This window comes from Halorubrum distributum JCM 13561, from assembly GCF_000337395.1.
Lineage (GTDB): Archaea > Halobacteriota > Halobacteria > Halobacteriales > Haloferacaceae > Halorubrum > Halorubrum distributum.
Window position 1 is genome coordinate 224,980 of the sequence record NZ_AOJF01000030.1, and the last position, 22,760, is coordinate 247,739.

General features: G+C 71.1%; 23 protein-coding genes. 8 read left to right on the forward strand and 15 right to left on the reverse strand.

All coding sequences use genetic code 11. The features are described from left to right. Nucleotides 1-82 precede the first annotated feature (82 nt). From C470_RS16035 to C470_RS05920, 7 genes are all read right to left on the reverse strand, one after another. Complete coding sequence (locus tag C470_RS16035; RefSeq protein WP_004596607.1) at nucleotides 83-259, reverse strand: hypothetical protein; 177 nt, start codon at nucleotides 257-259, stop codon at nucleotides 83-85. After that, nucleotides 260-1,501 carry an ABC transporter substrate-binding protein gene (locus C470_RS05895; protein WP_008365909.1) on the reverse strand — a complete coding sequence of 414 codons (1,242 nt, stop codon included), beginning with the start codon at nucleotides 1,499-1,501 and terminating at the stop codon, nucleotides 260-262. A gap of 90 nt (nucleotides 1,502-1,591) precedes the next feature. Beyond that, on the reverse strand, nucleotides 1,592-2,521 hold the full coding sequence (locus C470_RS05900) for an ABC transporter ATP-binding protein (RefSeq protein ID WP_004596609.1): 930 nt from the start codon (nucleotides 2,519-2,521) through the stop codon (nucleotides 1,592-1,594). After that, the gene (locus tag C470_RS05905) at nucleotides 2,522-3,739 is read right to left on the reverse strand and encodes a FecCD family ABC transporter permease (RefSeq protein WP_008365910.1); all 1,218 of its coding nucleotides are present in this window, start codon (nucleotides 3,737-3,739) and stop codon (nucleotides 2,522-2,524) included. A gap of 34 nt (nucleotides 3,740-3,773) precedes the next feature. Continuing rightward, nucleotides 3,774-4,778, reverse strand: a complete 1,005-nt coding sequence (locus C470_RS05910) for an FAD-dependent oxidoreductase (protein ID WP_008365912.1) — start codon at nucleotides 4,776-4,778, stop codon at nucleotides 3,774-3,776. Continuing rightward, entirely contained in the window at nucleotides 4,775-6,031 is a 1,257-nt protein-coding gene (locus C470_RS05915; protein WP_008365914.1) for an ABC transporter substrate-binding protein, read from the reverse strand. Before C470_RS05915 ends, C470_RS05910 begins: the two co-directional genes overlap by 4 nt. Nucleotides 6,032-6,264: 233 nt before the next feature. After that, nucleotides 6,265-7,179 carry a serine/threonine-protein kinase RIO2 gene (locus C470_RS05920; RefSeq protein WP_008365917.1) on the reverse strand — a complete coding sequence of 305 codons (915 nt, stop codon included), beginning with the start codon at nucleotides 7,177-7,179 and terminating at the stop codon, nucleotides 6,265-6,267. 146 nt (nucleotides 7,180-7,325) lie between these two features. Between C470_RS05920 and C470_RS05925 the strand changes: the two genes are divergently transcribed. The 4 genes from C470_RS05925 to C470_RS05940 all read left to right on the forward strand — a co-directional run bounded on the left by C470_RS05925 (nucleotide 7,326) and on the right by C470_RS05940 (nucleotide 10,568). Beyond that, entirely contained in the window at nucleotides 7,326-8,177 is an 852-nt protein-coding gene (locus C470_RS05925) for a lipoate--protein ligase family protein (RefSeq protein WP_008365919.1), read from the forward strand. A gap of 74 nt (nucleotides 8,178-8,251) precedes the next feature. Continuing rightward, the gene (locus C470_RS05930; RefSeq protein ID WP_007994608.1) at nucleotides 8,252-9,088 is read left to right on the forward strand and encodes a deoxyribonuclease IV; all 837 of its coding nucleotides are present in this window, start codon (nucleotides 8,252-8,254) and stop codon (nucleotides 9,086-9,088) included. Between the two features lie 94 nt (nucleotides 9,089-9,182). Further along, nucleotides 9,183-9,641, forward strand: coding sequence for a hypothetical protein (locus C470_RS05935; protein ID WP_007344866.1), 459 nt, complete (start codon nucleotides 9,183-9,185; stop codon nucleotides 9,639-9,641). Between the two features lie 69 nt (nucleotides 9,642-9,710). Beyond that, nucleotides 9,711-10,568, forward strand: coding sequence for a class I SAM-dependent methyltransferase (locus C470_RS05940; RefSeq protein WP_008365922.1), 858 nt, complete (start codon nucleotides 9,711-9,713; stop codon nucleotides 10,566-10,568). A 377-nt stretch (nucleotides 10,569-10,945) separates the two neighbouring features. Here C470_RS05940 and C470_RS05945 read toward each other — a convergent pair whose 3' ends face one another. Genes C470_RS05945 through C470_RS05955 form a run of 3 tightly spaced genes read right to left on the reverse strand, consistent with a single transcriptional unit; the run spans nucleotide 10,946 to nucleotide 13,987 of the window. Continuing rightward, nucleotides 10,946-11,590, reverse strand: a complete 645-nt coding sequence (locus tag C470_RS05945) for a DUF7095 family protein (protein ID WP_008365924.1) — start codon at nucleotides 11,588-11,590, stop codon at nucleotides 10,946-10,948. A gap of 39 nt (nucleotides 11,591-11,629) precedes the next feature. Next, nucleotides 11,630-12,184 (reverse strand): Mut7-C RNAse domain-containing protein, encoded by a 555-nt coding sequence (locus C470_RS05950; protein ID WP_008365926.1) that lies wholly within the window; start codon nucleotides 12,182-12,184, stop codon nucleotides 11,630-11,632. Beyond that, the gene (locus tag C470_RS05955) at nucleotides 12,185-13,987 is read right to left on the reverse strand and encodes a helix-hairpin-helix domain-containing protein (protein WP_008365927.1); all 1,803 of its coding nucleotides are present in this window, start codon (nucleotides 13,985-13,987) and stop codon (nucleotides 12,185-12,187) included. A 108-nt stretch (nucleotides 13,988-14,095) separates the two neighbouring features. On the opposite strand from C470_RS05955, the gene C470_RS05960 reads away from it, so the two are divergent. Continuing rightward, nucleotides 14,096-14,515, forward strand: a complete 420-nt coding sequence (locus tag C470_RS05960; RefSeq protein ID WP_008365928.1) for a DUF2237 family protein — start codon at nucleotides 14,096-14,098, stop codon at nucleotides 14,513-14,515. Nucleotides 14,516-14,556: 41 nt separating this feature from the next. Here the strand turns inward: C470_RS05960 and C470_RS05965 are convergent, their stop codons facing one another. The 5 genes from C470_RS05965 to C470_RS05985 all read right to left on the reverse strand — a co-directional run bounded on the left by C470_RS05965 (nucleotide 14,557) and on the right by C470_RS05985 (nucleotide 20,430). Beyond that, on the reverse strand, nucleotides 14,557-15,786 hold the full coding sequence (locus tag C470_RS05965) for an MFS transporter (RefSeq protein WP_008365929.1): 1,230 nt from the start codon (nucleotides 15,784-15,786) through the stop codon (nucleotides 14,557-14,559). A gap of 658 nt (nucleotides 15,787-16,444) precedes the next feature. After that, entirely contained in the window at nucleotides 16,445-16,747 is a 303-nt protein-coding gene (locus C470_RS05970) for a hypothetical protein (protein ID WP_008365931.1), read from the reverse strand. 79 nt (nucleotides 16,748-16,826) lie between these two features. After that, the gene (locus tag C470_RS05975; protein ID WP_008365934.1) at nucleotides 16,827-18,218 is read right to left on the reverse strand and encodes a signal recognition particle protein Srp54; all 1,392 of its coding nucleotides are present in this window, start codon (nucleotides 18,216-18,218) and stop codon (nucleotides 16,827-16,829) included. Nucleotides 18,219-18,680: 462 nt separating this feature from the next. Further along, nucleotides 18,681-19,451 carry a DICT sensory domain-containing protein gene (locus C470_RS05980; protein WP_008365936.1) on the reverse strand — a complete coding sequence of 257 codons (771 nt, stop codon included), beginning with the start codon at nucleotides 19,449-19,451 and terminating at the stop codon, nucleotides 18,681-18,683. Between the two features lie 31 nt (nucleotides 19,452-19,482). Beyond that, nucleotides 19,483-20,430: a pantoate kinase gene (locus tag C470_RS05985; RefSeq protein ID WP_008365938.1), complete on the reverse strand. Its 948-nt coding sequence runs from the start codon at nucleotides 20,428-20,430 to the stop codon at nucleotides 19,483-19,485. Nucleotides 20,431-20,555: 125 nt separating this feature from the next. Between C470_RS05985 and C470_RS05990 the strand changes: the two genes are divergently transcribed. From C470_RS05990 to C470_RS06000, 3 genes are all read left to right on the forward strand, one after another. After that, the gene (locus C470_RS05990) at nucleotides 20,556-21,074 is read left to right on the forward strand and encodes a zinc ribbon domain-containing protein (protein WP_007344874.1); all 519 of its coding nucleotides are present in this window, start codon (nucleotides 20,556-20,558) and stop codon (nucleotides 21,072-21,074) included. Between the two features lie 128 nt (nucleotides 21,075-21,202). Further along, entirely contained in the window at nucleotides 21,203-21,685 is a 483-nt protein-coding gene (locus C470_RS05995) for a FlaD/FlaE family flagellar protein (RefSeq protein ID WP_004595141.1), read from the forward strand. Continuing rightward, nucleotides 21,682-22,734 (forward strand): cell division FtsA domain-containing protein, encoded by a 1,053-nt coding sequence (locus C470_RS06000; RefSeq protein WP_008365940.1) that lies wholly within the window; start codon nucleotides 21,682-21,684, stop codon nucleotides 22,732-22,734. The genes C470_RS05995 and C470_RS06000 overlap by 4 nt, the downstream gene beginning before the upstream one ends. The last annotated feature ends 26 nt before the right edge of the window (nucleotides 22,735-22,760 follow it).

A 22,760-nucleotide genomic window follows, 5' to 3' on the forward strand; every position in this document is an offset into this window, starting at 1 on the left:
CGGTCGCGGGGCGCGTCAGGGGAGCGATCCGAGCGGTCGGCGGCGTCGGTCGGCCGCGCCGGAGCGCTCGACGCTCCCCCGGTCACCGGCGCACCCGAACCGGCCGGTCCGCGGCGATGAAGGGCTCGTCGCGGTCGGTCGCTGCGAACGCGACCTCGCCGCCATCCCCGCGCTCGACGCGCCAGGTCGGCAGCGCCGGGACGTCGTAGTCCGTCGGGTCGCCGTAGGTCGCCGCGACGGCCCACTCGCGGGCGCGCATCTACAGGTCCCCGTTGATGACGTCGGCGACGCGCTGCCGGTCGAACAGCCGCTCGTCCGCCGGGATCTCCGGGTACGGGCCCTCCTCGTAGCGCGGCCACTCGCCGAACGCGTCGGGGTAGAGCTGCTTCGCGGTCATCTCCAGCTGGAACAGGTTGAGGATCGGTCCCTGATACCGGGCGCCCTGCGGGTGGATCCGGTCGTTCTTCACCGCGGTGACCTCCGAGCCGACGGGGTCCTCCTCGAAGGCGGTCCGCCGGCCGGCCATGTCGGTTCCCGGCTCGAAGCCGCCCAGGTAGAGGATGACGTCGGGGTCCGCCTCCAGTATCGTCTCGAAGTCGACGACCGTGCCGGACTCGATGCTCCCCTCGAAGGCGTCGCGCGGCCCGAGCGGGCGCGTGTGCGACGTGAGGAACCCGGGGTTGCTCAGCGTGTACGCGTAGATCTCCTCGATGTCGGCGGCCGCGACCATGATCGCGGTCGGGCGCTCCTCCTCCGGCGGAAGCCGCTCGTCGATCGTCCCGAGGAGGTCCTCGCGGACAGCCGCGAGCGCCTCGTAGCGCTCGCGCTCCCGGAACGCGTCGGCGACGATCTCGAACTGCTCCCAGAGGCCGTAGTACTGGTAGCCGTCGGCCCACTCGCCCGTCGGCTCCTGATGCCGGTCGGAGAGCGAGTTGCCGAACCACGGCGAGACGCGCTCGGCGATCTCGTCGATGTCCTCGCGGCTCCACGCCTCCTGCCGGGTGATCCACGCCGGGTCGGCGAGGTGGACGTCGCTGTTTAGTTCGTACAGCTTCTCCTTGTCCGGCTGCCACGAGGAGTAGAGCCCGGACCAGTCGAGGGAGACGCCGGGGAGGCGCGCGACGAACTGGTTCCAGAGGCCGTCGTAGTAGTCCGGTGCGTGCATCGCGGTGAGCCCGTCGCTCCGCCCCAGCGCGAACGCCATGTCTGCGTGGTGGGTGAGACGGGTGAACACCGTCTCCGGCGGCGACTCGAACGTCACCTCGCCGGTCGGCGAGATGGACGCGGTGTAGCTCCCGTCGCCGGCGTCGGTCGAGGAGCCGTCCGAACCGCCGGACTCGCCGCCCGCCGATCCGTTGTCGCCGCCGTCGCCGCCGGCCGGATCGGACTCCGCGTCGCCGCCGGTACATCCGGCGAGCAGACCGCCGAGGGCGACGGTGCCGCCGTACTTCGCGAACGCTCTGCGGGTCGATACCCCGGGTGCCGCGTCCTCTCTGGGCATATTTTTAGGTCCGCCTAAAATAAGTTAACCGTTCCGATCTTTAGGCAGCCCTAAAATCGAGTGGCGCGCCGGTCCCCGCAGGCCCGTCGACTACTCCTCGTGACGCGCGCGGATCGGCGTCACTCGCGGGCCGCGGTCGGTGTCCACGACCTCGGCGTCGACGCGGAACACGTCGGAGAGCAGCTCCTCGGTGACGACCGCCTCGGGCGGGCCGCTGGCCCGTATCTCGCCGTCCGCGAGCGCGACCACGCGGTCGGCGAGCCGCGCGGCCTGCTCGATGTCGTGGAGGACGACGACGACGGTGACGTCGCTCTCGTCGCGCAGCGTTTCGATGATCTCCATCACCTCCATCTGATGGTGCAAATCGAGGAACGTCGTCGGCTCGTCGAGCAGGAGCACGTCGGTGTCCTGCGCGAGTACCATCGCGATCCACGCCAGCTGCTTCTGTCCGCCGCTGAGGCTCCCGACCTCGCGGTCGCGCAGGTGGCCGCAGCCCGCCAAGTCGATCGCGCGCTCGACCGCCCGGGCGTCCTCGGCGGTCGTCCGCTCGAAGAACCCGCGGTGCGGGTAGCGGCCGTGGTACACGAGGTCCTCGACGGTGATGCTGTCCGGCGAGGTGCTCTCCTGCGAGAGCAGGCCGAGCTGCTTCGCGAGCGCCTTCGTGTCCAGCGAGCGGACGTCGCGCCCGTCGAGCAGGACCGAGCCGTCGTCGGGTTCGATCTGGTCGGCGAGCCCCTTCAGGAGGGTGCTCTTCCCGGACCCGTTCGGCCCGACGAGCGCGGTCACCGCGCCCGGCTCGGCCGCGATCGACTCGCCGTCGATCACCGGCTCGGGGGCCGTCGGGTAGCCCAACACGAGGTCCTCGGCGTCGAGGTCGCTCGCGTCGGTCGCCCCGCCCGCGCCGCTCGGTTCGGCCGCGCCGCGCGGCCCGTTCCCCCCGGTCGGTTCCGCCGCGCCGTTCGGTTCGGTCGCGCCGCTCTGTTCCTCCGACTCGGTCGCGTTCGCGCCGAAAATGGTCATTCAGAGGTCACCCATGTTCTGCCGTCGCCGCATCAGGTACAGGAAGTACGGCCCGCCGACCAGCCCGGTGACGATCCCCACCGGGATCTGCGCGTCGGCGCCCGTGAGCACGCTCATCCCGAGGCGCGCCCCGACGTCGGCGCCGACCATCAGCGCCGGACCGACGAACAGGCAGCCGACGATCACCCGCTTGTAGTCGCTGCCGACGAGGTTCCGGACGACGTGCGGGACGATGAGCCCCACGAAGCTCACGATCCCCGCCACCGCGATGCTGGCGGCCGCCGCCAGCACGGCGACGCCGGAGAGCCCGAACCGCACCCGCTCTATCGACATCCCCAGCGACTTCGCCGTCTGCTCGCCGAGGAGGAGGAGGTTCAGCTGCCGCGACCCCGCGAGCGACAGCACCACCGCCACGAGGGTCCACGGGAGCGCCGTCCGGACCTGCTCCCAGTCGGTCCCGGTCAGCGACCCGGTCGTCCACTGGATCGCCGACTGGACGACGCCGATGTCGTCCGCGAAGAAGAACAGCCCCGTCTGGAGGCTGTTGAAGACGGTGCCGACGATCACGCCCGCGAGCACGAGTCGGACCGGGCTCGTCCCGTTCTTCCACGCGATAGCGTAGACGATCAGGAACGCGACCGATCCGCCCAGCGCCGCGATCAGCGGGAGGAACGCCGAGAGCCCGCCGAACACGACGAGCGTGAGCAGGATGGTCAGCCCCGCGCCGGAGGAGACCCCGAGGATGAACGGACTGGCGAGTTCGTTCCGCGTCACCGCCTGGAAGATGGCCCCCGAAACAGCGAGGTTCATCCCGACGACGACGGCGACGAGCACCCGCGGCAGGCGGATGTTCCAGACGATGAGCGTCTCGTGTGCGAGCTCGGGCAGCTCTCCCTGAAACCCAGTGACGGTCCGCATCAGCCCCTCACCGAGGAGGAAGTTGAGCAGCCACCGCGGATCGAGTATGACGGCGGGGTCGAGGACGGCCCGCCACGCCTGGCCGGCCGACATCGAGTACGCCCCGAAGCTCACCTGAACGAGCCCCGCGACGACGACCAGCAGGAGGCTCGCGGCGGCGACGGCCAACAGCCGCGGCTCGAACAGCCACCCGAGTCGCCCCCCTTCGGCCGGTCGACGCGCGGCGGACCCGCCGCCGATCCGCCGGCCCTCGTCGCCGGTCACCGATCCCCCGTCGCTCGCCGGTCGCTCGCCGCTCATCGGGGCCCCCCGTCGCTCGCCGGTCGCTCGCCGCTCATCGGGATCCCCCGTCGGCCTGCGGTGCGTCCGGCCCTCCGTCGCCCGCGTACGCCGCGATCGCCTCGTCGTCCATCGCGCCGAGCAGTGCGTCGGCCCCGTGCGCCTCCACGACCGCGTCGGGGTCGAGGTGTTCGGCGAGCGCCCGGTGACCGGCGGCGGCGCGGGTCCGTTCCTCGTCGGCGTCGACGTACGCCGCTAGCAGGTCGTCGACCGCGGCCTCGCGGACGCGCGCGAACCGCTCCGAGTCGGGGGCGACCGGACCGTCGGCGTGCTCCGCGTCGAACCACTCGACCCAGCGGTCGCGGTCGGCCCACTCGTCGTCGAGTTCGGCCTCGCGGCGGACCCAGTCGACACCCTCGGCCGCCTCGCGCCACCAGCCGTCGTCGATCCGGGCGTCGGCGACGGCCCGCTTGCCGACCCGTGCGCCCCGGCCCGCGGCCGTGATCGCCTGGCGGTCGGCGTCCGAGGGGGACGCGACGTACAGCCCGTCGACGGGCGTCGCCCCGTCGCGGTCGGCGTACTCCCGGTCGAAGTGTTCGTGCCTCTCGCCGCCGTGGTCATGGACCTCGAACATCGCGTCGTCGTCGTCGAGCCCGCGGAGGTACTCGCCGTCGTAGCGCGTCGCCGCGATCACCCGGCGAGCGGTGACCGGCTCGCCCGCCTGCGGGGTGACGACGAACTGCGGTCCGTCGGGATCGTCGCCGGGACTGTCGGAGTCGTCCGCGTCGCCCGCCGCGCGCTCGACGGACTCGACGAGGTCGTCAACGACCGCACAGCCCGCCCGCTCGGTCTGCTCGCGCATGAGTTCGGAGAGCGTCCCGGCGTCGATACCGGCCGGGAACCCGGGGTAGTTCTCCAGGTGCGCGCACTGCGCGAGCGACGACCGGCCGCGGTCGAAGACGGCGACGTCGAGGCCGTCGCGCGCGGCGAACACCGCGGCGGCGCAGCCGGCGGGCCCGCACCCGACCACGACCACGTCGCGATCGACCGCGGCGCTCATTCCGTTCCTCCGGCGACGATCGAGGCGACCTCGTCGCGATCGAACAGGCGCTCGTCGGCGGGGATCTCGGGATAGTCGTCGCCGTGCTCGTAGCCCGGCCACTCGCCGAACCGGTCGGGGAACAGCTGTTTCGCGGTCATCTCCAGCTGGAACAGGTTCATGATCGGCCCCTGGACCGGGTCGCCGGAGGGGTAGAAGCGGTCGTTCGCTATCGCCGCGAACTCGCCGGCGACCGGGTGGTCGGACAGCTCCTCGCGGATCGCCCCCACGTCGTAGTAGGAGGCGATCCCGTACTGGTGGAGGATTACGTCGGGGTCGACCTCCAGCAGCTGCTCGTGGTCGTAGGCGGTCTCGTAGGTGACCTCTTCGGCGGCGAAGGCGTCCGGGACCTCGAACGGGCGCACGTGCGCGTTCGCGAACCCCGGCTCGTCGGTCCGGGAGGGGTAGTAGGTACCGTCCATGTAGATGAGCGCGGCGACCGTCGGGCGCTCCGACTCCGGCGGGAGGTCGCTCCGGATCGTCTCGACCAGGTCCTCGCGGACCGCGTCGAGCGCGGCGAACCGCTCCTCCTCGCGGAACGCGGCGGCGACCCGCTCGCCGATCTCGGGGAGGGCGTAGTACTCGTACCGGTCGCGGTACGGCTCGGGCGGCTCGGCGTGTCGACGGCTGTAGACGTTCCCGAACCACGGTCCGACCCTGTCCCGGATCTCGGTCACGTCGTCCTCGTCCCAGCCGTCGAAGGAGGCGAACAGGGCCGGGTCCGCGAGGTGGAGGTCGGAGTCGAGCTCGTAGAGGAGCTCGCGGTCGACGGAGATGCCGCCGCCCGAGCCGGCGTTGAGCTGCGTCAGCCCCTCGCGGTCGAAGGAGACGCCGTCGAGGGCCGCGTAGTAGGCGTCGAGCGTGTTCCCGCCCGCGTCGGCGTCGAAGCCGAGGGAGTTGACCGCGTCGCCGTGACCGAGCGCCACCGCCAAGTCGGCGTACAACAGGCTGTACACCATGACGTCCTCCGGGACCGCGTCGAAGGAGACCTCGCCGGCCGGCGCCATCGCGGCCGTGTACGAGTCCGCGTTCGCGTCCCCGTCCGACGAGTCGCCGCCGGAACCGCCGCCCGCCGATCCGTGCCCGTCCCCGGACCCGCTCGGCGCCGCCTCCCGCCCGCTACACCCTGCGAGCAGTCCCGCACCGGCGACGGCGCCGGCGTACCTGATCGCGTCGCGTCGCGTGCCGACGGGTCGGTCCGCGTCTTGGTCCATACGGTTTAGGCCACCCTAAAGATTTAAAGCAGTTTCGAAGCTTAGGCGGCCCTAAACTCTCGGCGCCCGCTGGCGGTGGCCGAGCGCGCGGCCCGCGACGGAGACCTGTCGGGCGGCCGGCGAGGCGATAAGGTGCCGCAACGCGGGACGGAAACGCGCCCGGAGGGCGACAGGCGACGAGCCCGCGAATTTCTGAATCGCCGGGAGACAGATTTCGTATCGCGTTATACGATTTACTCGGCGCCGAACCCCCGAACGCTCTCGAACGAGCCGTCGGCGATAGCGGCGGCGATTCCGTCGGTTTCGGCGTCTCGGGGCACCTCGTGGGGATATTTCCGAGCGAAGTATCGCATGAGGTTCTCGACGTCGCGTTCGAGGAACTCCCGGGCGTTCTCGTGGTCGACGGACACCGCCTGCGGCCAGTCGAAGATCGTGATCCCGCTCTCGGCGACCGCGACGTTGTGTTCGGAGGCGTCGGCGTGGACCCAGCCGAGGTCGTAGGCCGTCGCGAGCTCGCGCAGGATCAGGTCGAGGACGCCGACCGCCTGCTCGGGGTCGAGTGTCGCGCGCGAGAGCTCGACGCCCGCGAACTTCTCCATCACGATGGCGTGCCGGTTGTGATCGACCGGTCGCGGGACGCTCACGTCGGGGTACAGCTCCTCCATCGCCTCGTACTCGCGTTCGGCCGCCTTGCGCGCGGTGTAGAGCCACGAGACGTGGTCGCGGTCGGCGGTGTACTCGCGCTCGCGGTTCACCTCGCGGAAGTTGGTGTACCCCTCGCGGTGGTACTTCAGGGCGAGCGGTCGGAACGACTGCGCCTCGTACACGTCGCCCTCCTTCCCGAGCCCCAGGGGGGATCCCACGCCGTCGATGGTCTCGCGCTCGGCGAACGTCCGGAGCGCCAGGGCGTCGTACCCCTCGAAGGTGAGCTGGTACCCCTCGTACTGGATCGTCTTCCGCTCGATCAGCTCGCGGTCGAGACACCGGTCGATCCGGTAGTCGACCTCCTCGCGCGTGAGGTCGGCGTAGTCCGGGAGCTTGTCGCGGCGGACCCACTCCGAGAAGCGCATCCCCTGCTCGACGCCCGAGAGGAGGTAGAAGTCCTCGGGGTCGAGCTCCGCCATGTCGCCGGCGACGTTTCGCACCATACGCGCCCCTACTCCGGCGATTCGTAAAAGGGACGCGCGTTCGGCGGGAGCGGCCGATATAGCGTATGCCGCGATAGGAAATCCGATTCAGGCCGGGCGCGGGGCCGAGCGCAACCGCTTTCGGAGCGGCGCCCGAGGAGAACGGTATGACCGCGCCCGCCGTCGACTGGCGGCTGATCCGCGAGGAGGCCCGCCCCGGCCCGATGCAAATGGCGCTCGACGAGGTCGCCGCCGAGACCGCCGCGGCGGGCGGCCCGGCCACCCTGCGCACCTACCGCTGGGAGCCGAGCTGTCTCACCCTCGGCCGCCACCAGGACCCGGAGACGGTGGACTGGGCGTTCTGCGAGCGCGAAGGGATCGACGTGACCCGCCGACAGACGGGGGGCGGCGGAATTTACCACGACATGCGCGGAGACGTCGCGTACTCGATCGCGGTCCCCGCCGAGACGGTGCCGGGCGAACTCCTCGACTGCTACCACCTCCTCTGTGAACCCGTCCTCGACGCGTTCGGCCGGCTCGGGGTCGACACCGACTACGTCGACGAGCCGATGCCGGAGCTGTACCACCCCGCCTGCTACCTCCGGGAACTCCACCCGGCGCACGACGTGGTGGCGCAGGGTCCCGAAGGCGATCGACGCCGAAAGATCGCCGGCAACGCGCAGTACCGCAAGCGGGAGGCGGTGATCCAACACGGGTCGCTGACGTTCTCGGTCGACGCGGACCGCCATCTCGGCGTGTTCGCCGATCCGCCGGTGGCGACCGAGGCGTTCCGCGACCGCGTCGTCGGGATGGACGAGCTGGTCGACGTCGACCGCCCCGACGCGGTCGCGGCCGTCGAGGCGGCGCTTTCCGACTGGGCGAGCGCGGCGCCGGACGCGACCGTCGAGGCGGACGGGTCGTGGACCGACGCGGAGCTGGAGCGGGCCGAGGAGCTCGTCGCGGAGAAGTACCGGGACGAGGAGTGGATCCGGACGCGACCCGGAAGCGGCGGCGCGTAGGCGGCTTCGGCGGGTGTCACGGGGCGTCCGCCCGGTTCCGAAGGGGCTTTTTCGGCCGCCCCCCTGTATCCGCTATGAGTCTCAAGGTCGGCGCGCACGTCTCCATCGCCGGCGGCGTGGACAACGCCGTGGCGAATCAGGTCGAGGTCGGCGGCAACTGCGGGCAGATATTCACCCACTCGCCGCAGGTGTGGCAGGACCCGAACATCGACGACGGGGAGGCCGAGCGCTTCCGCGAGGGCACCGAACGCGACATGGAGGGGCCGTGGGTGATCCACACCTCCTACCTCGTGAACCTCTGTACGCCGAAGGAGGGGCTCCGCGAGAAGTCGCTCGACTCGATGCAAAAGGAGGTCGACGCGGCCGAGAAGCTGGGGATTCCGTACGTCAACGTCCACCTCGGCGCGCACACGGGCGCCGGCGTCGAGGGCGGCCTCGACAACGCCGCGTCGGTGATCGACGACCTCGACGTGCCCGACGGCGTCACGATCCTGATCGAGAGCGACGCCGGCGCGGGGACGAAGCTCGGCGGCGAGTTCGAGCACCTCGCGGGGATCATCGACCGCACGGAGACGGACATCGACGTCTGCGTCGACACCGCCCACGCGTTCGCGGCGGGCTACGACCTCTCGACGCCCGAAGCCGTCGATCAGACGATAGGGGAGTTCGACGACGTGGTCGGGCTGGAGCACTTGGAGTACGTCCACCTCAACGACTCGAAACACGAGTGCGGCACCAACAAGGACGAGCACGCCCACATCGGTGAGGGGCACATCGGCGAGGCAGGGATGGAGCGGTTCCTCAACCACCCGGACCTGACGGACGTGCCGCTCGCCTTGGAGACGCCGACGGAGGACGGGAAGAGCTTCGCGTGGAACATCGACCGGGTGCGCGAGCTGCGTCGCGACTGAGGCCTGCTTGTTCCCGGCGGCCCCGTCTCTGTTCCCGCCGAGGACGCCGTCCGTCCGACGCGGATTTAAGTGATCCCGCGAGCGATCCACGGACATGCCCACCACGAAGGCGTTGCTGTTCGGACGCCGCCGCGACCGCGCGGTCGGGCTGGTGGTCGGGTTCGCCGGCGTCGTGGCGCTCGCGCTCGTCGCCGCGTTCGTCGCCGAGTCCGCGGGCGCCACGACGGCGACGGCGCTGACCGACCGGCTCCTGCCGCTGCTGGTGTTCTACGCGCCCGGGCCCCTCGCGGCCGCCGGGGCGTACGCGCGCTGCGGCGGGCCGGCGTGTCTGGCCGTCGGCGTCGTGCCGGCGCTCGTCCTCGGGGGGTTCGTCCTCCTCGGGACGCTCGTCGGCGTCCCAGGCGTCAACGGCGGGAACCCGGCGATCGGCGACGTGACGGTGAGCTTCGCCGCGATCGGGGTCACCAGCGCGTTCGTCGGCTACTGCGCCGGCGTGACCGCCGTCCTCGCCGCCGACGTGCTGGGGTTCGGGAGCGCCGACAGCGACGAGTGAGGGACGCGCGGCGAGACCGAGCCCGACCGATCTCCGGACGTTTATTTTCGCCCGCCGCGAAGCGGGCCCGTGCGACGCTTCTCCGCCGAGTACCTCGAACACACCCGCCGCGGGATGTGGGAGGACGGCCGCGACGCGCTCGCTGACCTGGAGCTGGCGAGCCGCGAGCGCGTCCTCGACGTCGGCTGCGGCACCGGGGAACTGACCCGCGTGCTGGCCGCGGAGGCGGACGGGGCCGTGGGAGACGGAGGGGCGACGGAAGCGGGCGCGACCGTGATCGGCGTCGACGCCGACCCCGAGCTCCTCTCGGTCGCCCGCGACGCGGAGCCGGGGACGGACGCCGGCGCGCGGATCGACTACCTCGCGGGCGACGCGACCCGGCTGCCGGTCGGCGACGACGCGGTCGACCTCGCGGTCTGTCAGGCCCTGCTGATCAACCTCCCGGACCCGACCGCGGCGGTCCGGGAGCTCGCCCGCGTCTCCTCGGACCTCGTCGCCGCGGTCGAGCCGGACAACGCCGACGTGCGGGTGGCGTCGTCGGTCGACGCCGAGGAGCGGCTGGAGCGGGAGGCGCGCGAGGCGTACGTCGACGGGGTGGAGACGGACGTCGCGCTCGGCGACCGCGTGCGCGAGGCGTTCGACGCGGCCGGGCTGGTCGACGTGCGGACGCGGCGCTACGTCCACGAGAAGCGGACCGAGCCGCCGTACGCCGAGGCCGCGCTGCGGTCGGCGGCGCGGAAGGCCTCCGGCGCTGGGCTGGCCGACCACCGCGACGAGCTGGTGGCCGCGACCTCCGAAGCGGCCTACGACGACCTCCGCGGGCGCTGGCGGGAGATGGGCCGGGAAGTCGTCGACGCCATCGGCGCCGAGGAGTACGAGCGCGTCGAGTACGTCCCCTTCGACGTGACCGTCGGACGAGTGGAGTGAGAGAGCACGTGAATCGAATCGGGTAGGTGATTATTTATAAGTCGGAGGGACAGGTTCCGAGTGTAGTTTATAACTGGTTGACCGTGGATCGGCGGCAAACACTGCCAAAGCCCCAGCCGCGAGGGGACCGTACGCTCGCTGCGCTCCTCGCTCAGTCACTCCGCTCCTTCGCTGCGGTGCTTGGCGTCGCCTACGGTCCCCTCGCGGCTGCCCCTTTGAGTCCCGCCCCCTTCCGCGCAACACCGCACCTCACGCCTCCCCAGCCTCGTCGCTGGCNTCCCTCGCGCGTGCTCCTCGCGGCCGCCCCCGGCGGCCGCTCGCAGGCACGCGCCACCCCACCGCATTTCGTTTATAAATAGCGTCGCGGCGCGTCCGTATCAGACCATGTCGCCGCGCACCGAGGCCCCCTCCTGCTCGGCTCGCTGCTGTTTGAGCACGTCGGCGGCCGCGTTCGCGGCGTCCTCGTCGGCGCCGAGCATCCCGAGCGCGGCGGGCAGCGTCGGCATCGCGAGCGAGGCCTCGCGCAGGCGGTCGAACGCCTCGTCGTCGCGCTCGCCGTCGACCCAGAGGCAGACGCCGCGGGGGTCGAGCACCTCCTCGTAGGCGTCGCGGGCGAGCGCCCCCTTCAGGCGCTGGCGGACGTTGTCCTCGAAGCCCGCGTTACACACTTCGAGGTGGATCGGCATGTCGTCCTGAACGAGTTCGGCCGCGAGGCACTTCTCGGGCGCCGCGTACCCGTTGTCGCTCGTGCGCACGCGGTCCGGGTGCGCCTCGGCCCACGCGGCGTCGACCGTGGTGCCAACCCCTTTGACGCCGTACTCGGCCTCGAAGTCGGCGGCCGCGTCGCTGTCGCCGCCCATGATCACGTCCTTCGTGAGGTAGACGTCGAGGCGCTCGACCGGGTCGAGCCCGAGCGCGACGTCGCCGAACGCCCACACCTCGCGGACGGGCACCGGCATCGGCTCGCTCGCGACGCGGTCGACGAGCGTCTCCAGGCGGTCGACTGCCCGTTCGCGTTCCATTGCCGGCGAGTACGCGACGGGCGGGCAAACCGGTTACGCTCACAGGTCGTCCAGCCGCGCCGCGACGTCGTCCCAGTGTCCGCCCTTCCAGAACCACTGCCCGCACTCGGTACAGCGCCACCCGGGCCGGTCCGAACCCACGTCGTCCGGGACGTAGTCGGGCGGGTCGGTCGGAGCGGCGTTCGCCTCAGGGGCGCCGACGCGTTCGACGGGGCCGTTACACGAGCCGCACCGCGTCGGCTCGTCGGCGAGTTCGACCGGGAGGCCGGCCGCGTCGAGCTCGCGGAGCTGGTCGATCACGTCGCGCTCGGTGAGCAGGACGGCCGCAGGCCGTGGGTCGGCGTCGGCCGTCGTGCTCGCGCGCTCCGCCAGGTCGCGGTCCCGAGTGAGGAGGACGCGACGCTCGGCCGCGGCGAGCGACAGGACCCGGTCGTCGGCCTCGACCCCGCGGTCGAGCGCGTAGGCGGCGTCGTACCCGCACAGCCGCAGGTACGTGGCGAGCTTGCCGCACATCACGTCGAGGAGGACCCGCGGCCGGTCACTCGTCGACGAGCCGGCGTCGCCCGCCGGACCGTCGCCCGCCCGGTCCGTCATCTACAGCAGGAACGACCGCAGCCCGTTGAGCGAGCGCGCGTTGAGCACGTTCGACGTCTCGGCCCAGCCCCGCCGCGCGGTGTGGATCCCGTACCGGGCGTTGTCGAGCTCGCGCGGAGAATGAGCGTCGGTGTCGACGGCGATCGTCGCCCCCGCCTCGATGGCGGCCCGAACGAACTCGCCGTCGGCGTCGAGCCGAGCGGGGTTCGCGTTCACCTCGATCGCGGTCCCGTTCGCCGACGCCGCCGCGGCGACCGCCTCGACGTCCGGGTCGAGCCCCGGCCGCTCGTTGATGAGACGGCCGGTCGGGTGGCCGAGGACGTCGACGTGCGGGTGTTCGACCGCGCGGATTAGCCGCTCGGTGGCCGCCTCCGAGTCCTGTCCGAGCGCGGCGTGGGGCGACGCGACGACCAGATCGAGCGCGGCGAGGATCTCGTCGTCGGTCGCGAGGCCGCCGTCGGCGTCGATGTTGGCCTCGATCCCGTGGAGGATCGGGATGTCGACCTCGTCGGCCGCCTCGGCGACCGCCGCGGCCTGCTCCTCGATGTCCGACTCGTCGAGGCCGACCCCGCCGACCATCCCCGGCCCGGTCGCGTGGTCGGTGACGACGTGGTAGTCGTAGCCGCGCTCCTCGGCCGCCCGCGCCATCTCGGCGATCGAGAAGCCGCCGTCGGACCAGTCGGTGTGGGTGTGGAGGTCGGCGCGGAGGTCGCCGGGCTCGACGAGGAAGGGGAGCCGCCCCTCGGCGGCCGCGTCGACCTCGCCGCGGTCCTCTCGCAGCTCGGGCGGGATGGGATCTAAGTCGAGCGCGCGGTACACCTCGTCCTCGCTCTCGCCCGCGACGCGCTCGCCGGCGCGCGTCGAGTCGGGTTCTTCGGCGGCGTTTCCGTCGCCGCCGGCGTCTCCGTTCGCTTCCTCGGCCCCCTCGCCGTCGACGTCGCTCACGTCGAAGAGGCCGTACTCGTTGAGCTTCAGCCCGCGGTCGATCGCCCGGTTGCGGACGGCGACGTTGTGCGCGCGAGACCCGGTGAAGTACTGGAGCGCGGCGCCGAACTCGTCGGGGTCGACGATCCGGAGGTCGACGCGGGTGCCGTCCGCGCGCACGCTCGCCTTCCCGGTGCCCGCCTCGATCGTCGCGTCCGCGGCCTCCCAGTCGGTGAACGCCTCGACGATCGGGTCGCGAGCCTCGCTCGCGACGAGCAGATCGACGTCGCCGATGGTCGGCTTCCACCGCCGGATCGACCCGCACACCTCGGCGGACTCGACGGGGTCGAGATCGGCGAGGTACGCGAGCGCGTCGTCCGCGACGGGGCGGGCGTCTCCGAGCCGGGTGCGCTCGCGAGATTCGCGGGCGAATGGAACGTTGTCGAGGATGTTCTGTTCGGTCTTCGCGCCGAAGCCGGACACCTCCTGGATCTCGCCCGCCTCGGCGGCGGCCTCCAGCTCGTCGAGGTCAGAGATTCCGAGCGCGTCGTACAGCGAGCCGACCGTCTTCGGGCCGACGCCCTCGACCGCGGTCAGCCCGGCCATGTCGACGGGCAGCTCCTCGCGGAGCTCGTCCAGCTCCTCGATCGCGCCGGTCTCGACGTACTCGACGATCTTCGCGGCGATCGCGTCGCCGACGCGGTCGATCTCGGCGACCGCGTCCTCGCCGTCGGCCGCGAGCCCCTCGATCGGCGCGGGGTGGTCGCGGACGTTCTCGGCCGCCCGTCGGTAGGCGGTCGGCTTGTACTCGACGCCCGTCGCCTCGAGGAGGTCGGCGAACTCCTCTAGCCGCGTCGCGACCTCGTCGTTCCGGCTCATGACGCGACCGTTCGACGGCGCGGTACTTATACCGACGGCCGAACGCCCGACGGCCGGCCCGCGGCGGCTCGCCGGCCGCTTATGCCGTCGGCGACCGTACCCGGTTCCATGTCGACCGACGACTCCGACGGCGAGCCCGGGGACCGAAACGTGTTCGGCGGCGAGCTGGCCCCGTGCGGCGACGATCCCGTCACGGGATACCTCCGCGACGGCCGCTGCCGCGACGTCGACGGCGACGCCGGCGAGCACACGCTCTGTGCGGTCGTCACGGCCGAGTTTCTCGAGTACAGCCGCGAGCGCGGTAACGACCTGATAACGCCGCGCTCCGAGTTCGACTTCCCCGGGCTGGAGCCGGGCGACCGCTGGTGCCTCTGCGTCGGGCGGTGGGTCGAGGCGGCGGAGGCCGGCGTCGCCCCGCCGGTCGTCCTCGAAGCGACGAACGAGTCCGTGCTGCGGGCGGTCGACGCCGACCGCCTCCGAGAGCACGATTTCGACCCGGAGGCGTTCCAGCCCGAGAGCCTCGACTGAGCGCTGCGAGTGCCGTCAGGGGCCCGGAGGCCGGCGAACCGTCACTCGGTCACCCAGAGCCCGGCGGCGACGACCGCCGCCAGTCCCATCGAGCCCGCGAGCAGCGCGAACGCCGGCCGGAAGCCGACCGCGTCGGCGACGATGCCGACCGCGCTCGGCGCGAGCGCGCCGGCCCCCATGAGCAGCGTCCGGACGACGCCGAGCCCCCCGCCGGCGAGGCGCTCCGGGAGCAGCTCCATCAGGTAGGCGCTGCGCACGGGCTGGAAGCCGTGCGAGCCGAGGCCGAAGAGGGCGACGACGACGGCGGCCGCGACGGCGCCGAGCCCGAGGCTCGGGAGCGAGACGAGCGCGACGAGCGCCGCCGCCGCCAGGCCGAGCGTGCCGACCATCACGGGGAACCGCCCGACGCGGTCGGAGAGGTCGCCGGTGACCAGCTGGACGAACGTCACCGCGAACACGAGCGAGTAGAGGAGGTTCGCGGTCGACGTCGCGAGGTCGGCGGCCTCGGAGAGGTACAGCGGGAGGAACGCCACGAGCCCGTTGTGCGCGAACGAGAAGCCGACGGTCACCAGCACGAACGCCGAGAACCGGGGATTTCGGAACAGTCTGAGGTACTCGCGCGTGCCGGGGTCGTCGCCGTCGTCGCTCCCGGTCGCGCCGGTCGCCGCGGGCGAGCCGGAGAGCCGGACCGCGGTCGCGGCCGCGAGCCCGACCGCGAGGACGCCGGTGAGGAGGAACGGCGCGCGCCAGTCGGCGCCGGGGAGGCGCGAGAGGACGGCCGCGAGCGCGGGCGGCGCCGAGAGGACGGCGACGACGACCGCGGGCGCGGCGACCCCGCCCATCGCGCCGAGCGTGTCGTGCGCGCCGAGCATCCGCCCGGTGCGGGCGGGGTAGACGCGGGCGATCAGCCGCACCGAGACCGTCTTGTGGACGCCCGTCCCCGCGCCGATGACGAGCATCGCGGCGACCAGCGCGGCGAAGGGCGCGTCGAAGACGACGGCGAGCGACCCCGCGCCGGCGACGAGCGCGCCGGCGACGATCACTCGCACCGGGCCGAGTCGGTCCGCGACCGCGCCGCTCGGGAACTGGAGGAGGGCGTACACGACCATGAACCCGGTGAACGCGGTCCCGACGACGGCGTTGCTCACGCCGTAGGCGCCCTGGATCGACTCGAACAGCGGCGGGAAGAGGTAGCGGACGAACTTCCCGAGGAACCAGACGAGCGAGACGAGGATCAGGGCGTCGTACTCGCCGATCCGGTCCCGGGCCATCGACAAGCCGTAGCCCGGTCACCCCTATAAAGGGCCTGAAGCGCTCGGGGGCTGCCGGTACGGATCGATATGTCATCTCGATTTCCCGGGTGGCGCGTGCCTGCGAGCGGCCGCCGGTGGCGGCCGCGAGGAGCACGCGCGAGGGAGTCGCTGGTCCTCCGCTACGCTCCGGACCAGCGACGAGGCTGGGGAGGCGTGAGGNNGTGGTTCGAGAGAGCAAAGCTCTCTCGTCATCACGAAAGGCGCGAAGCGCCTTTCGAACGACAGCGAGCGTACTGCGGCCTCGCGGCTGGGGCTTTGGAGGTGGTCTCCGCCAATTCCCAATCGGTTATTTATAAACGAACGGCTGGGACTTTGGAGGTGGTCTCCGCCGCGTCACAGTTATCGAGTTATAAACGAGCGATCGAGGAGTCAAAAGGATTCACCGCCCCCGCGACGGCGACGGCTTATAAATAAACAGCTGGATATTCGTGATTCAGCACCACCGGCACCGCGCAGTCATTTATAAATACACAAGCAGTTCGGGGATGGTGTCCTGCTTAGCTCCGCTGAAATTCTCATATCTCGTGCGGTTTTCATCGGATTCGCTCGGTACGGGTGATCCACACATCGACGTGCGGTACGGATCCGCCCCTACCGTGTTGAGAACGGCCGTCCGTCACTCAATGATATACTCCGGGGCGAGGAACAATGTGGCGAGAAAACAGACGAACACGAGGATGGCTGTGAGACGCAGTAGACCGGCCGCCCGTCGTCGGGTTTTCGGAAGGGATTCGGCGAGTCCGGACAGCGCGGTTCCGACGATAAAGAACAGTACCCACGGCACTACCGCTCCAGCTTCGCCGACGCTCCACGCATACACGAACACACACGAGAAAGAGACCGACGCGCCGAACTGGACGAGTGAGCTGGGCCGACCCTGCGGCTCGTTGAACAGAACGTCGCTGACGTAGGGGACCATAGCCGATGTGTTCCTGCTAAAAATACTAAATGATGGCTTAATGTAGTTTGAGGGCCAGGATTTCGACGGATACGACTACTTAGAACGGCCCTTTCCCGCCGCCCATCATGTCGCCGAGGCCGCCGCCCTCGCCGCCCATCTTCTTCATCATGCGCTGCATGTCGCCCTCGCCCATCCCCTGGAACTGGCCGATCGTCTCCTCCATCATCGAGTGCTGTTCGAGGAGCTGCTGGACCGTCTCCTCGTCGGTGCCGGAGCCGCGGGCGATGCGCTCGACGCGGGACTGACCGACGACGCGGGGGTTCTCCAGCTCCTCCTCCGTCATCGAGTCCATGATGCGCTCGAAGCGGCGCATCCGGTCTTGGGTGACGTCCATCGCGTCGTCGGGCAGCTCGTCCATCATCCCGCCGCCGAGCCCGGGGATCATGTCCATCACCTGGTCGAGCGGCCCCATCTTGTTCATCGCGTCCATCTGCCGTTTCATGTCCTTCAGGGTGAACTCGCCCTGAAGCATGTCCTCCGGGTCCCAGTCCCCGTCCTCCTCCTGGGTCTCCTGCATCGCGCGCTCGACGCGCTCGGAGAGCTGTTTTAAGTCCCCCATCCCGAGCAGCCGGGAGATGAACCCGGACGGCTCGAACCGCTCGATGTCCTGGACCGTCTCTCCGGTGCCGAGGAAGGCGATGGAGGAGTCGGTCTCGTTGACCGCGGTGAGCGCGCCCCCGCCTTTCGCGGTCCCGTCGAGCTTGGTGATCACGACGCCCTCGATGCCGATCGACTTCTCGAACTGGCGGGCCTGGTCCTTCGCGCCCTGACCGATCGCGGCGTCCAAGACGAGCAGCGAGCGGTCGGGGTCGACGACGCCCTCGATTTCTTCGATCTCCGCGATCAGGTCGTCCTCGAGCGCGTGGCGCCCGGCCGTGTCGACGATGTGGACGTCGGCGTCGGCGGTCTCTTCGAGGCCGGTGCGCGCGATGTCGACCGGGTCGTCGTTGTCGGGGTTGCCGTAGAAGTCGACCTCGGCGCGCTCGCACATCTGCTTCGCCTGGTCGTACGCGCCGGGGCGGAAGGTGTCCGTCTGGATCACCGCGGGGCGGAGCCCCTTCTTCGAGAACCACCAGGCCATCTTCGCCGCGGACGTGGTCTTCCCCGACCCCTGGAGGCCGGCCAGCAGGATCGTCTGGTTCTCGAGGGGGAGCTCGGTGGAGTCGCCCACGAGCTCGACCATCTCCTCGTAGACGATCTTGAGGACGTGGTCCTTCGCGGTGGTGCCGCCCGGCGGCTCCTCTTCGAGCGCGCGGGACTTGATCGAGTCCGACAGCTCCATCACGAGGGAAACGTCGACGTCGGCGGAGAGGAGGGAGCGCTGGATCTCCTTGACGATCTCCTCGACGTCGCTCTCGGAGAGTCGGGACTTCCCCTGGAGCTTGTCGAGGCTGCTCCGCAGGGACGTGCCGAGGTCGTCGAGTACCATTTGCCGGAGATAGGCGGGCGACGCGGTAAAGCTTTGTTCGTCGGCGGTGGCGGGATACGTCACTGATCGCGGACCCCCGCCGAACGCCTCCAGAGCCCCGGCCGCTCGCTTATAAATGATTGAGTGCGGATCGGCGGTGAACACCTCCAAAGCCCCAGCCGTGAGGACGGCGCAGGCGACGTAAGCACCGCAGGGAGCGACGGAGTGAGCGACTGAGGAGCGCAGCGAGCGTGCGCCGTCCTCACGGCTGCCCCTTTGAGTCCCACCCCGCACCGCACAGCGCCTCACACCTCCCCAGCCTCGTCAGCCGGCCTCCGCTTCGCTCCGGCCGGCTGACTCCCTCGCGCGGTGCTGTTCGCGCCCTCCGGGCGCTCACAGGCACGCGCCACCGCAAAAACTCCAACTTCAGTAAGTCGACAGGCTCGCCGCCCCGATGCGACGGTTCTCCCCTAACCGCCCGCCTCAGACCTCTTCCGCGATGTACCGCTCGATCCGCGTCACGAGCTCCGGGCGGAACGTCCAGAACCCGTCCCAGACGTTCGGCTCGTCTTCGAGCGCGAGCAGCGCGACGTGGTCGCCGTCCCCGCCCTCCAGCGGCGTGAACACGACGAACCACGACCGCTGATACGGGTAGGAGGTCCCGGTGTGGACGGTGATCGGGAGCCCCGAGAGCGAGTCCGCTTCCCCGACGCCGTACACGTGGACGTCGACGCCGCTCCCGGCGACCTGCTCGTACACCGACCGGGTGCCGCGCTCGTCGTCGATCCGCGAGAGCCGCTGGAAGGAGGCGCGCAGCGTGCCGGCGCCGTGTTCGACCGCGATCCGCTCTATCACCCGCGAGATGATGATGAGGAGGAGCTTCTCCTTGTTCGATTCGGGGTAGCCGCGGACCTGAAACGGGACCTCGTCGAGCCCCTCGAACACGGCCGGGAGCGCGACCTCGCCGAGTTCGATCCCGCCGGTCTTGTAGAGGTCGGAGTTGATGAGCAGCACCGATTCGAGTAGCTCGTCGAGGGTCGACCGCGCCACGACCGATCCGTCCTCGACGAGGGCGACCACGTCGTCGTCGTCGGCCGCGGTGTCGGCCTCGGCCTCCCTGACCGAGACGGGCTGGCCGTCGAGAAGCGAGTCCAGCAGGTTTCGGACCGGGTCCGGCGACGACCGGTTCAGGAGGACGAGGTGCCGGTCCGGCGCCTCGAGCTCGTCGAAGAACGAACGGAGCGATCCGGCCATACCGCTATTCCGGCCGAGCGACTCAAAATCCTTACTCCCGGCCGCGCTCGTCGACGAGCCGCGCGCCCGCGGCGTCGATCCGACAGACGTTCGGGTCGTAGCCCGCGTCCGAGAGCCCGGTCCCGAGCGCGAAGACGGTACGGCCGAGCATCGCCATGGCGGCGCCGAGGTCGTCGGGCGAGCCGGACGATTCGGGCGAGCCGCCGTCAGCGTCGACCGCCGCGATCGCCTCGGCCGCCTCGGGGACGAGCAGGTCCGCCTCTCGGGCGAACCTCCGGGCCGCGTCCATCAGCGTCGGGAGCCGAGGGTCCGCGCGGAGGCGGTCCAAGGCGTCCTCGCCCGCCGCCGTGAGTGCGTCGGTGTCGCCGCCCAACACCGCCTCCGTCGATAGTTCGCCGAACGTGACGTACTCGACGCGCGCGGTCGCCGGGACGCCGTCGAGCTCGCCGACGCCGGGCGCGCCCGGTTCGAGCCGGACCGGGACCCCGCCGCGCGCCTGCGCGACCACGTCGCCGAGGCCGGTCCCGCGGCCGACCTCCGCGGCGTGGGCGATCCGGACGAGGTCGTTCTCGGAGCGGCCGCGGTCGAACGCGTCGTTCGCGGCGAGCGCGGCCCCCAGCGCCGCGGCGCCCGAGACGCCGAAGCCGGCGCCGATCGGGAGGTCGGTCTCGACGGCCACGTCGGCGCCGCGCGCGTCAAGTTCGGCGAGGACGTCGTCGACCGCGCCGATCGATCCGGGCTCGCCGTCGATAGTGCGAGATCCGGGTCCGTTGCTCGCGGCGTCGCCGTTCGCGCCGCCGTCGCCGCCCGTCGCCGCATCGGTCTCGCCGGCCGGCGCCGACACCCGGACGGTCACGCCGTCGGTGAGCGTCACGCCCGCGCCGCGCGAGCCGGCGACCGCCGGGTCGTCCGCGGGGTGCGCGCTGAAGAAGGCGGTGACGTGGCCCGGGACGAACGCGGTCGCCCGCTGGCTGCTCATGTGGCGGCCGACGAGCGGGCCGCGATTAACGGTTGTTATCCGGACCGAGTCGGTCGGGGAGGCGACCGCCGCGCGACGGCGACGACACCGCAGGCCTAAGTACCGGCCGGCCGAACCGCGGCCGTATGCGAAGCCAGTTGCGTCCCGTCCTCGCCGCCCTGCTCGCGCTGGTGTTCCCGGGGCTCGGCCACCTATCGTTGCGCCGATGGGGGCGGGCGCTGCTGTGGCACCTGACGATCGTCGGCGGCGGGGTCGCGCTGTTCGCGCTGTACGACGTCGAACCGGTCGACCCCCTCGCCGACCCCGCGGCGGTATCGGCCGCGGTCCCCACCGACGTGGCGCTCCCCATCGTCCTCCTGTCCGCGCTGTCGGCGCTCGACGCGTACCTCGTCGGGCGGGCGGACGCCGCCGAGCGCGACCGCGTCGACGCCGCCACCGAGGCGATGCGGCGGCGGGCCGCGAACGCGGACGGCGACGACGGACCGGGAGGGAGTCGGTCCCCGCCGGCCGCGGCCGACGACGGCGCGGACGGCGAGACGCTGGAGGTGACCTGTCCCAGCTGCGGCAAGGAGGTCGACGCCGACCTCGACTTCTGTCACTGGTGTACCGAGCCCCTCCCGTGGGCCGAGTCGGACGACCGGTGACGCGGACGGCCCCGCCGGTACCGGGACAGCGTCACCCGCGGTAGTTTCTCACCGCTGATAACTGAGAGCCAACTATCATATAACCCCGCCGAGACGGTTCGGGTACGGACGCGAACGACGGACGGAACATGAGTCTGAATCCACGACAATACGACGTACGGGAGCTGCGCCGGATCGCGGACGCCCCGCGAGACGGTGCGGACGGAGCGCCTCGGGAGCGGGCGCTCCGGCGGCCGAACCGGAACCGAGCCGAGCAGGCGGCGCGCTCGGCCGCGTTCACGGAGCTGCTCCAGCGTCAGCGTGGTGCGCGGTTGAACGGCGACAGCGCGGATCGACCGTACCTGACGGCGATCCCGGCGTCGCCCGCGGCGGAACGCGAGATCGGCGAGTGGCTCGGCTACCTCGTCGACGTCGGCGGCCACGTGCGGAGCCGGGACGCGCTGTCCTACTACGGCGAGCTCGACTGGGTCGGCGACGACGCGGTCGCGGCGCTTTCGCGCCGGTTGGAGGGGTTCGACGCCCCGCCGCGCGACCGCGTGTTCACCCCCGCGGACCACCGGATCAGCCTCGTCTCCATCGTCCGGATCGCTTCGTGTGCGAGTGACCAATGAGCGACGACGAATCCACGGACATCAACGAATCGGACGAATCGGCAGCGGTCGGCGTGAAACTCGGCAGCACCCGAACGGTGCTCGACATCCCCGACGGCCGGGGCGGCCGCGAGCGCCACTCGATACTGACCTGCCTCGCGACCTACGAGGACGCCATCACCGGCGAGGAGAAGGTGCTGTTCGGCGAGGAGGCCGCGGTGGAGTACCCCGACCGCGTGCGCTTCATGCTGCGCTCGGGGCTCCCCGAGGACGACGACAGCGTCGCGGACGCCGAGCGCTTCTTCGAGGCGGTCGTGGACGCCCACGACGTGCCCGAAGACAGCGCGGTCGTCTACGCGGTGCCGACCATCGACAACGAGGCGGGCGTCGAGAACCTCAAGTCGGTGATCGAGGGCTCCTCCATCGGTGAGGTCGAGACGCGGAGCTACCCCGAGTCGCTGTGCGGGGCGATCCCCGCTTACGGCGACGACCTCGACGCGATCGACGAGGTGTTCGTCTCGGTGAACCTCGGCTCGACGACGATGGAGGCGTGCGCCTACCGGCGCGGCGAGCAGCTCTCGCCGTTCTCGACCGGCTCGGTGACGGGCAACGAGGTCGACCGCCGGATCGTCGCCGCCGTCGAGGAGGAGACCCAGGGTCGGGTCCACATCGACCGGACGACCGCGCGGGAGTACAAGGAACAGCACGGCGACGTGTACGACTTCGAGCCGTTCACCGACGTGGTCCAACAGCCGGGCGGCGGGAGCCACGAGTTCACCGTCGACCGCGGCGTTCAGGAGCCGATCGACCGCTACATCGACGAGGCGGTCGACGTGGTCGCCAACGAGTTCCTCCCCGAGCTCGCCAACGACCACATGAAGCCCTACCAGCTGGCGCTCGGGCGCCCGCTCGCCGTCACCGGCGGCATGGCGTGTATCCCCGGGCTCACCGAGGAGTTCGAGAAGCGCCTCAGCGAGGAGCTCGACCGCGAGGTCGAGGTCGTCTCGCCCGAGGAGCCCGCGCTCGCGGCCGCTGACGGCGCGGCGCGCATCGCGGCGCGACTCGTCTGAGCGGCGCGCGAGCGGTTCGGCGTTTT

What these genes read in the sequence shown, in the direction of transcription:
- C470_RS16035 (WP_004596607.1), bottom strand. Translation starts at nt 259, where the DNA reads ATGCGCGCCCGCGAGTGGGCCGTCGCGGCGACCTACGGCGACCCGACG.
- C470_RS05895 (WP_008365909.1), bottom strand. Translation starts at nt 1,501, where the DNA reads ATGCCCAGAGAGGACGCGGCACCCGGGGTATCGACCCGCAGAGCGTTC.
- C470_RS05900 (WP_004596609.1), bottom strand. Translation starts at nt 2,521, where the DNA reads ATGACCATTTTCGGCGCGAACGCGACCGAGTCGGAGGAACAGAGCGGC.
- C470_RS05905 (WP_008365910.1), bottom strand. Translation starts at nt 3,739, where the DNA reads ATGAGCGGCGAGCGACCGGCGAGCGACGGGGGATCGGTGACCGGCGAC.
- C470_RS05910 (WP_008365912.1), bottom strand. Translation starts at nt 4,778, where the DNA reads ATGAGCGCCGCGGTCGATCGCGACGTGGTCGTGGTCGGGTGCGGGCCC.
- C470_RS05915 (WP_008365914.1), bottom strand. Translation starts at nt 6,031, where the DNA reads ATGGACCAAGACGCGGACCGACCCGTCGGCACGCGACGCGACGCGATC.
- C470_RS05920 (WP_008365917.1), bottom strand. Translation starts at nt 7,179, where the DNA reads ATGGTGCGAAACGTCGCCGGCGACATGGCGGAGCTCGACCCCGAGGAC.
- C470_RS05925 (WP_008365919.1), top strand. Translation starts at nt 7,326, where the DNA reads ATGACCGCGCCCGCCGTCGACTGGCGGCTGATCCGCGAGGAGGCCCGC.
- C470_RS05930 (WP_007994608.1), top strand. Translation starts at nt 8,252, where the DNA reads ATGAGTCTCAAGGTCGGCGCGCACGTCTCCATCGCCGGCGGCGTGGAC.
- C470_RS05935 (WP_007344866.1), top strand. Translation starts at nt 9,183, where the DNA reads ATGCCCACCACGAAGGCGTTGCTGTTCGGACGCCGCCGCGACCGCGCG.
- C470_RS05945 (WP_008365924.1), bottom strand. Translation starts at nt 11,590, where the DNA reads ATGGAACGCGAACGGGCAGTCGACCGCCTGGAGACGCTCGTCGACCGC.
- C470_RS05950 (WP_008365926.1), bottom strand. Translation starts at nt 12,184, where the DNA reads ATGACGGACCGGGCGGGCGACGGTCCGGCGGGCGACGCCGGCTCGTCG.
- C470_RS05955 (WP_008365927.1), bottom strand. Translation starts at nt 13,987, where the DNA reads ATGAGCCGGAACGACGAGGTCGCGACGCGGCTAGAGGAGTTCGCCGAC.
- C470_RS05960 (WP_008365928.1), top strand. Translation starts at nt 14,096, where the DNA reads ATGTCGACCGACGACTCCGACGGCGAGCCCGGGGACCGAAACGTGTTC.
- C470_RS05965 (WP_008365929.1), bottom strand. Translation starts at nt 15,786, where the DNA reads ATGGCCCGGGACCGGATCGGCGAGTACGACGCCCTGATCCTCGTCTCG.
- C470_RS05970 (WP_008365931.1), bottom strand. Translation starts at nt 16,747, where the DNA reads ATGGTCCCCTACGTCAGCGACGTTCTGTTCAACGAGCCGCAGGGTCGG.
- C470_RS05975 (WP_008365934.1), bottom strand. Translation starts at nt 18,218, where the DNA reads ATGGTACTCGACGACCTCGGCACGTCCCTGCGGAGCAGCCTCGACAAG.
- C470_RS05980 (WP_008365936.1), bottom strand. Translation starts at nt 19,451, where the DNA reads ATGGCCGGATCGCTCCGTTCGTTCTTCGACGAGCTCGAGGCGCCGGAC.
- C470_RS05985 (WP_008365938.1), bottom strand. Translation starts at nt 20,430, where the DNA reads ATGAGCAGCCAGCGGGCGACCGCGTTCGTCCCGGGCCACGTCACCGCC.
- C470_RS05990 (WP_007344874.1), top strand. Translation starts at nt 20,556, where the DNA reads ATGCGAAGCCAGTTGCGTCCCGTCCTCGCCGCCCTGCTCGCGCTGGTG.
- C470_RS05995 (WP_004595141.1), top strand. Translation starts at nt 21,203, where the DNA reads ATGAGTCTGAATCCACGACAATACGACGTACGGGAGCTGCGCCGGATC.
- C470_RS06000 (WP_008365940.1), top strand. Translation starts at nt 21,682, where the DNA reads ATGAGCGACGACGAATCCACGGACATCAACGAATCGGACGAATCGGCA.